Raw genomic sequence first — 12,902 nt, 5'->3', positions numbered from 1 at the left:
CCGCCCCGCCCGGTGCTTCCGCGCCGGCCGGGAGGGCCGGTCCCACGGTGTGGTCGCGGCAGTGGGGGCGGGCGCGCGTGTGGTCCGGTCCCGGGCCGCCGGGTCGGCGGTCCGCCGGGGACGCGCGCCGTGTCGAGAAACCGAAGGGCATGGATGAACCTCCCTGACTTCGAGGATGGGCGCGAGGCTCCCCAAGCGCATCACGGTCACCACCGAGAGATCTGCGGACCGCCGACGAAGGATGATCAGCGGCCGGCTCCGGCGCCTAGGGGGACCGGTCCGCCCCGGGAACCGGCCGGGGAGCCCCCGGGCCCGCGCCCCTCCGCCCCCGGGCCGCCGGCCGGGGGCGTCCCTCGGGCACGCGTCGGGGCCGCGGCACGACGTGCCACGGCCCCGGGCGCGCGGCCCCGCGCGGATCGGCTCGGGCGGGCCGGTCAGCGGCCCCGGGCGGCGACGGGGAGGGACGGCCCCGGACGCCCGACCCCGACGGCGGGCCGCCCCGCGCGGGGAGCGGTCAGGGCGCGGCGAAGCGCGCGTCGCCGTCCAGGTACTCGGTGGGGTCGGCGAGGCCCGCCTCCCGGAACGCCTCGGCCCGTTCGTAGCAGGTCCCGCACGTCCCGCAGTGGATGTCGCCCCCCTTGTAGCAGGACCAGCTGAGCCCCAGAGGCGCGCCGAGGCGCACGCCGTGCCGGGCGATGTCGGCCTTGGACCACGTCATGAAGGGGGTCTCGACGCGCGGTGCGGCGAACCCCTCGTTGGCGACCGCCACCAGGTCGCGCAGCGCGTCGACGAAGGCCGGGCGGCAGTCCGGGTACACGAAGTGGTCGCCGGCGTGCATGCCGAGCGCCACCGTGTCGGCCCGGCGGGCCACGGCCATCGACACGGCGAGGTTGGCGAGCACCGCGTTCCGGTTCGGGACGACCGTGGCGCGCATGGCCTCCTCGGCGTAGTGCCCGTCGGGGACGGTCACCCGGTCGTCGGTGAGGGCCGAGCCCGTGAGCAGCGACCCCAGTCCCGACAGGTCCAGCACGTGGTGTTCCGCACCGTAGTGGCGGGCGATCTCCCGGGCCGAGTCGATCTCCTTCCGGTGCCGCTGCCCGTAGTCGACCGTGAGGGCCACCAACCTGAACCGCAGCGCCGCGAAGTGCGCCAGCAGTGTCGTGGAGTCCATCCCCCCGGACAACACCACGACCGCGGTGAAGGGGTCGCGCGCGGCATCGTCGTGGAACGCGTCCTGTGCTTCCATCGGCATCTCCATCCACATGGGGCGGCTCGGCGCCGGGGCGGCGCCTGGGCCCGGCGGCTGTCATGTGGTCACAGTGTCGTGCGGGCGCGACCCGGGCACATCACGGCCCGCGACCGAAATGTTCTCGCGCGGTACCGAAGTGGGGCCGGACCCGCTCAGGGACCGCCGACCAGGATCTCCCACGTCCCGGGACCGCCGAGGACCTTGCCGAACTCGCCCCGGCCGGAGATGCCGAGCTTGCGGTAGGCGCTCGACAGGTGCAGCTCCACGGTGCGGCGGGTGATGTGCCGGTTGTCGGCGATCGTCTTGTTGGCCTGGCCCAGGAGCGCGTCGATCAGGATCTCCCGTTCGCGCGGCGTCAGGGCGAGGATGCCCCGCACCGACACGTCCTGCGGGGCGCGTCCCTCCAGGGCCACCAGCTGGAGGCGTACGCGATCGGCGAGGTCGCGGGCCCCCCGGTCGACGGCCAGCCCGGCCGAGCGGCTCAGCGCGGCCACCGCCTCCTCGGGCCGGCCCAGCCGCGCCAGCACCGTCCCCAGCTCGGCGGTGGTCCTCGCCGTCTCGAGGTCGTGCCCGGTACCCTGGAGCAGGTCGACCGCCGAGTGCAGCAGCTCCAGGGCCGCGGGCCCCCCGGAGAGCGAGCCCCACACGCGCAGTGCCCGCGCGCGCTCCTGCGGTGAGCCGGTCCCCTCGGCGAACTCCAGCTGCCTGCGGGCGACCCTCAGCGCCTCGTCGCGTGCTCCCGTCTTGGCCAGGAGCACGGCCCCCTCGCTCCGCCAGCAGAGCGTCCCCGGCCCCGAGGCCCCCGCCTCCTCGCGGCGGCGGACGATCCCCAGCAGCTCCTCGGCGCCCTCGGTCAGTTCACCGGCCCTCACGCGCAGCCTCGCCCGGGCGAGCGGGACGTCGGCGTCGTACCAGGCGGGCGGCACGTGGCCCTCGTGGTGGTGGCGGCGCAGCAGGGCCTCCGCCCCGGCGGGGTCGCCCAGGTCGAGCTGGACGTTGGCCAGCAGGCCGACGAGGCGGGTCCGGAACCGGCCGTAGCCGTGGCCCGCGTGGGTCGGCAGGTCCGCCAGCCGCTCGGCGAGCACGTGCCGTGCCGACCGGAGGTCGCCCGCGGCGTAGTGTCCGGCGGCCTCGGCGAGCTCGACCTCCGCCCGCACCCAGCGGGGGAGGCGCTCCAGGTCGTCGACGAGCGCGCGCCGGCGTGCGAACGCCTCGGCCTGGTGGCCGCAGCCGACGAGCACGGTCAGTGCGGCGGGGAGCGCCGCCGGGTGCAGCAGGAGGTCGTCCAGGTCGTGGTCCAGGGCCTCGCGCGCCTCGGCGAGCGCGACCGCGGGCGCCCCGTCCAGCTGGTGCGAGGACAGCGCCCCCACGGCCGTGGCCGCGGGAGGGCGCGCCGCGCCGCGGCGGGCGCCCGCCGCGGGGGGCGTGGGCACGGGCGCCATGGACCGGCCGTAGGCCAGGAAGGACCGCGGCCAGTCCGCGCGCTCCGTGCCGGCGACCACGTCCCGCACCGCGTCCAGGACGGCGCGCTCGTCGTCGCGGCGGTCGTCCTCGCACAGGGTCGCTCCGATCAGGCCGAGCAGTCGGCGGCGGACCGACGCGTCGGCGGTGCGGCCGAGTATCTCCACGGCGGCGCGCAGCCCCGTCCGCCGGTCGAGCGCGATCCGGGCGGAGGCCAGTTCGGGCGCGACGCGGGCCCAGGCGTCCTCGGTCCCGGCCTGGGCGGCGTACTCCAGGTAGCGGACCCGGTCCCGGGCGGACGTGTCGGGGGCCCGTGCGGCCGTGATCATGGCGGTCGCCGACCACGGGGTGTCCAGGGGGACCGTCGACGCCGCCAGGTGCCGGGCCGGCCTCTGCCCGGCGTCGCGGCGCCGGTGCAGGAAGGTGGCGGCGGCCAGGTGGGCGGCGTTGCAGCTCATCACGGTCATCGAGCCGAGCAGCGCGGTGCCCAGCAGCGGGTGGCGGAGCGCCACGGCGTGGTCGTCGGTGACCAGGCGCATCCGTACCAGGAGGTCGAGTGTGGCCAGCGTGTCCTCCAGGGGGGTGCCGCTGAGGCGCGCCACGAGCGCCGGGTCGGCCTCGCCGGAGGTGGACGCGACGACGATGGCCTCGGCCACCCGCCGGGCCCGGTGGTCGACGCGGCTGGCCCGTCCGATGACCGCGTCGGCCACGGAGGGGATCACGGCCTCGCGCAGTGCGGCCGCCGTGGGGGGAGGGACCGCCCGGGCCCGTATCCAGTCGCCCACGGCGCCGACCATGAACGGGTTGCCGGCGGTGATCCGGTGGCACGTGTCGACGAGGCCGGCGTCGGGGCGGCGGCCGAGCCGCTCGTGCAGCAGCGCGCCGGTCTCCCGCACCGACAGACCGGTCAGGGTGGCGGTGCGGGCGCCGAGCAGCAGGTCCGCGAGCTCGGAGGGCGCCACGGGGGGCTCACCGCTCCTGGTCGAGGCGACGAGGGTCACCGGAAGGTGCGCCACGTCCCGCAGGGCGTCCCGCAGCCGGACGAGCGAGGCCGGGCCCGCCAGGTCGACGTCGTCCAGCGCGATCAGCAGGGGGGCGTCGAGGGTCAGCGCCTCCACCAGCTCCCGGAACCCGGCCGGTACGCCGTCCGCGGGCGCGCTCCCCGGGTCGACGCGGGCCCTCGGGCGCGCGGCGGCGCCCTCCGCCCCCCGCGGCTCGGCGGGGCGGTGGTCGGCGGCCAGCCGGAGCAGGTCGTCCGCGAGCGCGGCGACCAGCCGGTTCGCGTTCCGGGAGCACGCGATGTACACCGCGCGCCCGTCGTGGCCCGGCGCGGGACGGCACACCGAGGTGAGGAGGCTGGTCCGTCCCACCTTGGGCTCCCCGGTGACCACGTGGGAGGTGAGCCCCGTGTGCCTGCTGTGGTGGCGGGCCGACCGCAGTCTCGCGACCAGCTCGGCCCTGCCCGCGATCTCACCGTGCCGTGTCGGCGTGTCCAGCATCGTCGTCCTCGTGATCGGAGAAACCGAACCGACGGAGCCCCCGTCCGGGCCGTGGGGGGGGGGGGGGGGGGGCGGCCGGGGGCCCCCCCCCCCCCGGGGGGGGGGGGGCCCCCGGCGGGGGGGGCCCCCCCCCGCGCCCGGGCCGCCCCCCCCGGGGGCCGGGGGGGGGCGCCCCCCCCGGGGGCGCTGGACCCCCCCCCCCCCCCCCCCCCGGCCGCCCGGGGGGGGGGGGGGCGCGGCCCCCCCCCCCCCCCCCCCCCCCCCCCCCCCACGGCTGTGGGGGTCAGGAACCGGGACGGGCGACCAGGACCGTGCCCTGGTCGCCGATCCCGTGGGGGCGGGCGGCGAAGTGGCGCTCCAGGGCCGGCTCCAGGGCGGCCCTGACCTCGTCCGCCCCGGGGTGAAGCTGGTACCAGAAGTCGGTCAGCACGGTCGCCGCCGCCGCGGCGCGCTTCGCCGGCTCCTCCTCGGGGAAGCGGACCGAGGCCTCCGTGCGGTGCAGGGAGAACTCCCGGAAGCCCCGTTCGGCGAGGAGGCGGGCGGCCGTCGCCAGCAGGTAGCCGTGGTGGTCGCGGGGTTCGCCGGAGGCCGGGACGCAGACGTCGTTGTACAGTCCCAGGACCTCGCTGTCGGCCCCGCCGACGATCAGCACGATCTTGGCCTCCGGGGCGCCCGGGTCGCAGACCCGGACCATCTCCGTGACCGCCTTCCCGACGTCGTCGACGAAGGGGAGGACCCACGCGCCGTAGACGGCGTCGAACGAGGCGTCGGGGAAGGGGAGGTCCTCGGCGGTTCCCGCGAAGACGCTCACCCCGGCCTCGGCGGCCTCGTCCCGCATCGACTCCACCAGTTGCGCGTGCGGTTCGACGGTGGTGCAGTGCCCGATCCGGGCGGCGACGGCGCGGGAGAGCTCCCCGATGCCGCCGCCGACGTCGAGCACGTTGCGGTTGGCGGCCATGAGGCTCTGGACGAGGGAGAGCTCCTCACCGCGTTCGAGCCTGGTCGCGAACCCCACCCACCCGTCGCCGGTCACCCTGCGCGGTCCGCGGAACCGGGTGGGCAGCAGGTCGCGGGGCCCCAGTGCGGGGTGCTCCAGGACCTGGGCGAGGGTGAGACGCGTACCCCCGGGTTCCCGGGGGGAGTCGCCGTGTGCCGGTGCATCCGCTCGTGCTTCGGTCATGCTCTGCGCACCTCTCTTAGCCGTGGGGGAGGGTCCGTGTCCGGGGGAGTGCGGCCCTCTCCGCGGTCCCGTGTCGCCTGCGGCGCCGACCGCGGGCGGGAGCCCCCGTCCTCGAACGTCCCGGAACGCACCGTGCCGCCGTGGTTCGCCGGTCCCGGCGCCGACCGCATGGGGAGGTATCCCCGTGCGGTGGAGGGAAAAACCGCCGGGGTGGTGGAATTCCCCCTCGGGTTTTCCCGATCCCGGCGGGGAGGGCGCCGGAAAGGGGTTTTCCCCGAGGGGAATGGCGGTCGGGCGATGAGTTTCCCGAGCGTGTGCGCGGAGGGGTGGGAGGCGGGGGCGGTGCGGCTCCGCGCCGGCCCCGCCCGGGAGTCCGTGTGGCAAGGGCTGTCGCAGGTGGCGCCTGGGGCGCTGCTCCTGTTTGAGGCGGGCCGGGGGTTCCCTTTCCGGCTTTGCCGGAATCCCCTCGTGGGGGAATCACGGGGCGGATCCGACGGTCGGACGGGGGCTCCGGCAAGCGGTGCGGTCGCCCGAAAGAGCGAAAATTTCGAGCCGTCCGTTTTTTGCCTGGATTCGACTCAAGAACAAATCGGTCTTCTTGTGTATATTGCTGGTCGAATTAATCGGTGTATGGCACGAAGGAAAGAGGGCAGGTGTGCGCGGCGGCCCGGAGGACCGGTCGTTGCGCGTGCGACCCCGCCCCGGCCACCCCGTCCCGGCCGCCACCGGGCGGAGCGCGGGGCCGGGGCCGGCTCGGGGCCCCGGCCCCGCCGCGTCCGGTGTGCCCCGCGAGGGGGTCAGTCCCGCTCGCCCATGAGGGAGATCTGCTCGCTGACCGCCCGGAAGCCCTGTTCGAGGGCGCGCAGGTCCTCCATGCGCAGGCCCATGAGGATGTCCCTGCGGAACGGGCGCGCCACGGCCAGGCGCCGTACGACCGAGGTGCCGAGGGGGGTGGCGTGGACGCGGCGGACGCGGTGGTCGTGGGGGTCGGTCGAACGCGTGGCGACGCCCTGGCCCACGAGCCGGTCGAGAAGGCCGGACATCGACGCCATGGAGACGCCGAACGAGGCGGACAGGCTCCTCCCCGTCGCCCCCTCCTCGGTGGTGACCAGGATCATCAGCACCTTGAGCTGTTGGATCGTGAGGTCCATCGAGAGCAGGTTCTGGAGGAGGGCGGTCAGTACGGCCTCCTCCATGGATCCGTTCAGGGTCTGGATCTCGTGCACGATGCGTTCGCGTTCGTGTTCGCCCTGTTCAGTCACCTCTCGTGGCATACCGCCATGATAGATCGCCGCGCGCGGGCCACCCCCCGACTCAAATACTTAGGACGATGCTAACCTTTTTGAGCACGGTTCACAGACACCTCCGTCGCAGCGTGTGACGAACGCCCCGATCCCCCGCGGAGCCCCGGCGGGCGGCACGGCCGCCCCCGCGAGGTCCTCCGTCCCCGCGCCCGCCGCCCCGCTGCGACACGTCGGCAACGAAGTGAGGACGGCACATGACCACAGCCTCCGGCGGGACCTCGAACATCGACGACCGGATCGAGGAGGTGGACCTCGAGGCGCTACGGGCCAGGTACGCCCGGGAGCGCGACCGCCGCATCCGCCCCGACGGGGCGACCCAGTACCGCACGGCCGCCGGCGAGTTCGGCTACTACGCGAAGGACCCGTACACACCGCGGACCGAGCGCGAGGCGCTGACGGACACCGTGGAGGTGCTCGTGATCGGCGGCGGGTTCGGCGGACTCACCACCGGGGCGCGGCTGCGGCAGGCGGGCGTCGAGTCCCTCCGGATGATGGACGAGGCGGGCGACTTCGGCGGGACCTGGTACTGGAACCGCTACCCGGGCATCCACTGCGACATCGAGTCGTACTCCTACATGCCCCTCCTGGAGGAGGTCGGGTACGTGCCCAGGTGGCGCTACGCCCCCGGGGAGGAGATCCGGCGGCACGCGGTGGCGATCGCCGAGACCTTCGGCCTGTACCGCGACGCGCTGTTCCACACGCGGGTCACCGGCCTGGAGTGGGACGAGCGGGCGGACGAGTGGGTGGTCGGGACCGACCGCGGCGACCGCATGCGCGCCCGGTTCGTCATCACCTCGTCCGGCACGCTGACCCAGCCGAAGCTGCCCGGCATCCCGGGCATCGAGACCTTCCGGGGCCACACCTTCCACACGAGCAGGTGGGACTACGGCTACACGGGCGGCGACCAGGAGGGCGGCCTCCACGGCCTCGCGGACAAGAGGGTCGCGGTCGTGGGCACCGGGGCCACGGGCGTCCAGGTCATCCCGCACCTGGCGCGCGACGCGCAGCACCTGTACGTGTTCCAGAGGACCCCCTCCTCGGTGGACGTGCGCGACAACCGGCCCACCGATCCGGAGTGGGCGGCGTCCCTGCGCCCGGGCTGGCAGCGCGAGCGCATGGAGAACTTCCTCGCGATCGTCTCCGGCGAACGGGTCGGGACCGACCTGACCCGGGACGGCTGGACGTCGACGGCGCAGCTCCAGCGCAAGATGATCACCGGTGCGCTGGACACCAGCCTCCCGCCGGAGGAGCGCGAGAGGATCGACGAACTCGTCGACGCGCGGAAGATGAACCAGATCCGGGCCCGCGTGGACGAGGTCGTCGACGACCCGGCCACGGCCGAACTGCTCAAGCCCTGGTACCGCTACATGTGCAAGCGGCCCTGCTTCAGCGACCACTACCTCCAGACCTTCAACCGGCCCGACGTCACCCTCGTCGACACCGCCGACCACGGCGGCATCACGCGCATGACCGAGGACTCGGTCGTCGTCGGGGACACCGAGTACCCCGTCGACTGCGTCGTCTTCGCCACCGGCTTCGACGTCGGCCGCTCCGGGGTCGTGTCCGGCACGCTGCCGGTGCGCGGACGCGGCGGGCGGGGGCTGCTGGAGTCGTGGGGCCGCGGGCCCAGCACGCTGCACGGCTTCTACAGCAACGGCTTCCCGAACCTCTTCCACCTGGGCTCGCTGCAGAACGCGAACTCCGTGAACTTCGCGCACATCCTGCTGGAGCAGGCCGAGCACATCGCCGCCGTCGTCGCGGAGGCCCGCAAGAGCGGCGTTCCCGTGGTCGAACCCTCGCAGGAGGCGGCCGACGAGTGGGGCCGGACCGTACGGGAGACGGCGCACGACAACTCCGCGTTCCAGGCCGAGTGCACGCCCGGCTACTACAACCGCGAGGGGGCCGGCGTCCACGGCGGGTCCTCGTACAGCCCCGGCCCCGTGGCCTTCCACCGGCTGCTCGCGGACTGGCGCAGGACCAGCATCGGCGACGTCCTGGGCGCGAAGCCGTAGCCGGAGCCGCGGCGGCTGCCGGTCAACGCACGTCCGCCGCCCGCTCCGGACGATCACGGGCGCCGACCGGCGTCCCGCCCCGCTGACAAGGGAGAAACGTATGGATCCGCACGGCCTCAGGACGCTACGGGTGGTGGTCGCCCGTGCGCTTCCGGCACTCGTCCTCGCGGTCGCGGCGACGGGTTGCGCCGACGCCGCCGCCACCAGCACGGACGGCGAGGGGGACCGGACGGCCGAGCTGCTCGTCCAGGTCACCTCCGTCCACGAGGAGACGGGGATGACCCTCCTGGAGGGGCCGACCTTCGCCCCCGACGGAGGCCTCCTGGTCGTCGACGTCACCGCGCCCGCCGGGGAGCCCAAGGTGCTCAGGGTGGACACCGGCTCCGCCGAGGTGGAACCGGTCTTCACCAACGAGGACGGCGCGTACACGTCGGCCCAGTTCAGCCCGCTCGACGACCGGCTGTACCTGACGGACTTCGCCGGGGGGAGGATCGACAGCATCACCCCGGAGGGGGAGGACCACACCACGTTCTTCTCCGGGGACGTCGACGGGACGCCCATGCAGCCGGACGACCTGGCCTTCGACGAGGCGGGGAACATGTACGTCAGCGACTCGACCGGGTTCGGCGATCCGGCCTGGGAGCCCCGGGGCCGGGTCGTCAGGATCGACGGCGAGACGGCCGAGGCGACCGTCCTGGCGGACGGGCTCCCGGCGCCGAACGGCATCTCGTTCAGGGAGGACTTCGGCGGCCTCTGGGTCGGCCAGTACGCCGCGAACCGCGTCGACCACTACGAGCTCGACGAGGACGGGACCTCGGTGGTGACCTCCCACGCCGCCCTCCACTTCGACGGCGGCACGAGCCGGATCGACTCCATCGCCGTCGACGCCGAGGGCAACCTCTACCAGGCGGTCCACGGCCAGCCGAGCATCTTCGTCTATAGCTCGACGGGTGAGCACCTGGCGACGGTGAGCGTGCCCTCCGACGACGCCGAGGGCCTGGAGTCGGCGACCAACGTCGCCATCGCGCCGGGCACGACCGACGCGTACATGACCGTGAGCGGGGAGGACGGCGGTTTCGTCTACTCGTTCGAGGCCCTGGGCGAGGGGATCCGCCAGTCCAACGGGGGCTGACCCCCGCAGGGGCGGGCCGGGGCCTTCGTACGAAGGCCCCGGCCCGCACGCCGTTGGCGGGTCCCTCAGCCCGGTCGGGCTTCCCGGGAACCGGGTGCGGGCAGCGACGGTGGAGGGCACATCGACATCGGAGGCGGCCATGGCGGACACGACGCGCTCCACGGACGTAGGCGGGAACGGGACCCGCGCGCGGGCTGGAGGTGACCCCCACGCGGTGGTCGACGGCTCATGGCCCACGGGACCCGCGTCGGAGGTTCCGCCCCGCCGCCCCGGTCGCCGGTCGGGTCACCGCCGTGCGGTGCCAGGGCGCCCGATGTCCCGGCGGTCCCGGGCCGGCAGCCGTCCGCGAGCTCACGCCGCGACCCTGGGCGTGCACCGGGAGCGGATCAGGTCGCCGTGGCGAGTTCGACGAGGTGCCGGGCCGTGCCGGCGGGATCGACGAGCTGGTGGAGGTGCGCGCCGGGCAGGCGCGCCACGCGCCAGCCGCGTCTGCGCGCCTCGGCGGCGAGGCCGTCGTACGGGGGGCTGAACTGCAAGTAGGAACAGGGATGGTCCTCCCAGGAGTCGGGAACCGGGACGTGCTGCTCGTAGTAGGACAGCGGCAGGGTGGGCTGCTCCTCGGTGACGGTCCGCCGTACCGACGGATCGGGGAACAGGGCTGCGATGTCCGCCTCCTCCCACCAGTCGGTCCAGCGTGGCAGTGTGCCGTTCACCGCCATCGGGCGGAGGAACTCCAGCACCTCGGGCGGGGCGACGGGCATCGGGCCGGTCCGTGCCGGCAGTGCGGCGTCGACGAAGACCGATCCGGTCACCGGGTGGTCGAGGCCTGCGCGGACCACCGGGAGGAACAGGCCCGCGTTGCTGTGCGCCACCAGGGTGACGGGACTGCCGGCCGGGACCCGACGCAGGTCCTCGCGGACGGCGTCCGCGATGCGGGGCCAGAAGGGCGGGGCGCCGGCGCCGATGCGCAGGAGGGACGGCACCCGCACCCGGTGTCCCGCCGCTGCCAGGTGTTCGGCCACGGGGTGCCAGGTGGAGGGGCCCACGGACGGACTGTGCACGAGAACGAAGATCGGCTGCATGTGACGATCCTGCCGCCCGGGCCGTCGGTGTCGCGACCGTGTCGGCCGACGGCAGAACGCCTGTTTCCGGACGGGCCCGCTCACCGCCATGGGGCGACGGCCGCGGTGTGGACGGTCGCCTCGCAGGGGCCCGGGGCGGGGGCTCGGCGTTCCTCGGGCGTCAGCGCGTTCGGCTACTGCTCGGCGGTCATGGAGATCCCGCTCATGGCACGTGAGAACAGCCGGACAAGGGCCTTTCCCACGTCGGGGTCGCGGTCGATTCTCTTCCGGGTGTGTGTCCGGCTGCCGGAGCGAGGGGACTCGCATCCGCGCACTGTTGGCCGGGTGGCCGCTCGGGGGCCGGACACGCGGACCGGGCGGCCGCAGCCGGACCGACTCGCGGACGGGTGCCGACGCCCGGCCGCCCCGCTACCGCGTGCCGGCGAGCCCGCCCATCACCTCGTACGTCTGCCGCGGATTCAGCGGGGGGCGGGGGAGAGGTCCCCGTGCGGCCTCCGCGCGCAGGCCGTCGAGCAGGAAGGCGACCCCGCGGCGCCAGACGTCGGGCGCGGCGTCCGCGTCCGCGGCCGCACGGGAGAGCACGGCGTTGGTCCCGAAGACGAGCATGAGGTCCTCGCCGGTGAAGTCCGGGCGGACGGCCCCGGCCCGCCGGGCGCGCTCGATGATCCGCGTGCCGGCCTCCAGCGCCCGGTCGCAGATGGCCATCAGGCGCCCGGAGTTCGGATAGCGCCCGCTGACCACGTCGGCCACCGCGGGGTGGGTGGCCTGCAGCTCGCAGACCCGCTCGACGTAGTACGCGAACCCCTCCCAGGCGTCCTCGAGGGACAGGGCGTGCTCGACGGCCTCGCCGAGCCGGTCCGCGGCCAGGTCGGCCACCACCTCGTCGATGAGCGCCTCGCGGGTGCCGAAGAGGTTGTAGAGGGTGCCGTGGCTCACACCGGCCCGGCGGGCGATCTCCTTCAGGGGCACCTTGAGGCCGCGCTCCTGGAAGAGCTCGGCCGCGGCTGCCCGCAGTTTCTCCGCGTTGCGTTGCGCGTCGGCCCGCATCCGGTCGCTCCTCCTGGCCTCGGTGTTGCGGCCTCCATGGTCCCATGTCCGCGCGGAATCAAATTGACCCTGGGGTCAACTTAAGTGCTAGGGTCGGGCGTTAAGTTGACCTCATGGTCAATTAATTGTCGTGGCAAGGAGAAGCACCATGTCCAGAGTGATCGCCGTCCTCGGCGCCGGAACCGGCCTGGGCGTGTCCGTGGCCCGCCGCTTCGGGCGCGAGGGCTTCCGGGTCGCCCTGGTGGCCCGACGCGAGGACCGGCTGAACGCCCTCGTCGAGGAGCTCGCCGGCGAGGGGATCGAGGCGGTCGCCTTCCCCGCGGACCTCTCCGAGCCCGCCGGCGCGCCCGCCCTCGTCGGGGCGATCCGCGAGCGCCTCGGGCGGATCGACGTGGTCGAGTACGGGCCGATCGGCGGCGAACAGGGCTTCACCCCGGCCGCGGAGCTGGACGCGGCCACCCTGGAGGGCCTCGTCCCGCTGCTGCTCCTCACCCCCGTCGAGGTGGTCCGGGCCGTACTGCCGGAGTGGACCGAGCGAGGCGACGGCGTCTTCCTGCTCGCGCAGGGCTACTCGGCGGTCAGGCCGATGCCCGGCCTCAGCGGGCTGGGCCCGGTCATGGCGGCCACCCGCAACTACCTGCACTCCCTCAACGCCGAGCTGGCCGGCACGGGCGTCTACGCCGGAGCCCTGACCATCGCGTCCCTGATCGACCGCAGCGAGGTGGCCACCGCGGCCAGGGCCGCCTTCGACGCGGCCGACGGCCCCGACTTCCCGCTCGTGGACCCCGACGACCTCGCTGAGCTCTATTGGGAGATGTACACCGGGCGCGACCGCTTCGAGCGGTTCCACCCCGAGCCGCCGGCCCCGGAAACCGCCGGGTAGCGCCCCGCGCGCCGTCGCCCCCGGCCTCCGTCGCCCCCGGCCGGAGCGGGGCC

General features: G+C 74.7%; 9 protein-coding genes. 3 read left to right on the top strand and 6 right to left on the bottom strand.

Features of this window, described 5'->3' with window-relative positions:
- Positions 1–514: 514 nt before the first annotated feature.
- The 4 genes from queC to ACIRPH_RS01395 form a co-directional block, all read right to left on the bottom strand.
- The gene (gene queC, locus ACIRPH_RS01410) at positions 515–1,246 is read right to left on the bottom strand and encodes a 7-cyano-7-deazaguanine synthase QueC (RefSeq protein WP_402907972.1); all 732 of its coding nucleotides are present in this window, start codon (positions 1,244–1,246) and stop codon (positions 515–517) included.
- A 155-nt stretch (positions 1,247–1,401) separates the two neighbouring features.
- The gene (locus ACIRPH_RS01405; protein WP_402907970.1) at positions 1,402–4,209 is read right to left on the bottom strand and encodes an AAA family ATPase; all 2,808 of its coding nucleotides are present in this window, start codon (positions 4,207–4,209) and stop codon (positions 1,402–1,404) included.
- A gap of 283 nt (positions 4,210–4,492) precedes the next feature.
- Positions 4,493–5,389 carry a class I SAM-dependent methyltransferase gene (locus tag ACIRPH_RS01400; RefSeq protein WP_402907968.1) on the bottom strand — a complete coding sequence of 299 codons (897 nt, stop codon included), beginning with the start codon at positions 5,387–5,389 and terminating at the stop codon, positions 4,493–4,495.
- A gap of 797 nt (positions 5,390–6,186) precedes the next feature.
- Positions 6,187–6,663 (bottom strand): MarR family winged helix-turn-helix transcriptional regulator, encoded by a 477-nt coding sequence (locus tag ACIRPH_RS01395; protein ID WP_267949488.1) that lies wholly within the window; start codon positions 6,661–6,663, stop codon positions 6,187–6,189.
- A 224-nt stretch (positions 6,664–6,887) separates the two neighbouring features.
- Between ACIRPH_RS01395 and ACIRPH_RS01390 the strand changes: the two genes are divergently transcribed.
- Positions 6,888–8,705 carry a flavin-containing monooxygenase gene (locus ACIRPH_RS01390; protein WP_402907965.1) on the top strand — a complete coding sequence of 606 codons (1,818 nt, stop codon included), beginning with the start codon at positions 6,888–6,890 and terminating at the stop codon, positions 8,703–8,705.
- A gap of 100 nt (positions 8,706–8,805) precedes the next feature.
- Positions 8,806–9,837 (top strand): SMP-30/gluconolactonase/LRE family protein, encoded by a 1,032-nt coding sequence (locus ACIRPH_RS01385; RefSeq protein ID WP_402907963.1) that lies wholly within the window; start codon positions 8,806–8,808, stop codon positions 9,835–9,837.
- Between the two features lie 386 nt (positions 9,838–10,223).
- Here ACIRPH_RS01385 and ACIRPH_RS01380 read toward each other — a convergent pair whose 3' ends face one another.
- Positions 10,224–10,919, bottom strand: a complete 696-nt coding sequence (locus ACIRPH_RS01380) for an alpha/beta hydrolase (protein ID WP_402907961.1) — start codon at positions 10,917–10,919, stop codon at positions 10,224–10,226.
- A gap of 408 nt (positions 10,920–11,327) precedes the next feature.
- Positions 11,328–11,966, bottom strand: coding sequence for a TetR/AcrR family transcriptional regulator (locus ACIRPH_RS01375; protein WP_402907959.1), 639 nt, complete (start codon positions 11,964–11,966; stop codon positions 11,328–11,330).
- Between the two features lie 148 nt (positions 11,967–12,114).
- On the opposite strand from ACIRPH_RS01375, the gene ACIRPH_RS01370 reads away from it, so the two are divergent.
- On the top strand, positions 12,115–12,849 hold the full coding sequence (locus ACIRPH_RS01370; protein WP_402907957.1) for an SDR family NAD(P)-dependent oxidoreductase: 735 nt from the start codon (positions 12,115–12,117) through the stop codon (positions 12,847–12,849).
- Positions 12,850–12,902: the final 53 nt, after the last annotated feature.

The organism is Nocardiopsis sp. NPDC101807 (genome assembly GCF_044766605.1).
Lineage (GTDB): Bacteria > Actinomycetota > Actinomycetes > Streptosporangiales > Streptosporangiaceae > Nocardiopsis > Nocardiopsis tropica.
This window is presented reverse-complemented; position numbering and strand designations above follow the sequence as displayed.

What these genes read in the sequence shown, in the direction of transcription:
- ACIRPH_RS01370 (WP_402907957.1), top strand. Translation starts at nt 12,115, where the DNA reads ATGTCCAGAGTGATCGCCGTCCTCGGCGCCGGAACCGGCCTGGGCGTG.
- ACIRPH_RS01380 (WP_402907961.1), bottom strand. Translation starts at nt 10,919, where the DNA reads ATGCAGCCGATCTTCGTTCTCGTGCACAGTCCGTCCGTGGGCCCCTCC.
- ACIRPH_RS01395 (WP_267949488.1), bottom strand. Translation starts at nt 6,663, where the DNA reads ATGCCACGAGAGGTGACTGAACAGGGCGAACACGAACGCGAACGCATC.
- ACIRPH_RS01405 (WP_402907970.1), bottom strand. Translation starts at nt 4,209, where the DNA reads ATGCTGGACACGCCGACACGGCACGGTGAGATCGCGGGCAGGGCCGAG.
- queC (WP_402907972.1), bottom strand. Translation starts at nt 1,246, where the DNA reads ATGGAAGCACAGGACGCGTTCCACGACGATGCCGCGCGCGACCCCTTC.
- ACIRPH_RS01390 (WP_402907965.1), top strand. Translation starts at nt 6,888, where the DNA reads ATGACCACAGCCTCCGGCGGGACCTCGAACATCGACGACCGGATCGAG.
- ACIRPH_RS01375 (WP_402907959.1), bottom strand. Translation starts at nt 11,966, where the DNA reads ATGCGGGCCGACGCGCAACGCAACGCGGAGAAACTGCGGGCAGCCGCG.
- ACIRPH_RS01385 (WP_402907963.1), top strand. Translation starts at nt 8,806, where the DNA reads ATGGATCCGCACGGCCTCAGGACGCTACGGGTGGTGGTCGCCCGTGCG.
- ACIRPH_RS01400 (WP_402907968.1), bottom strand. Translation starts at nt 5,389, where the DNA reads ATGACCGAAGCACGAGCGGATGCACCGGCACACGGCGACTCCCCCCGG.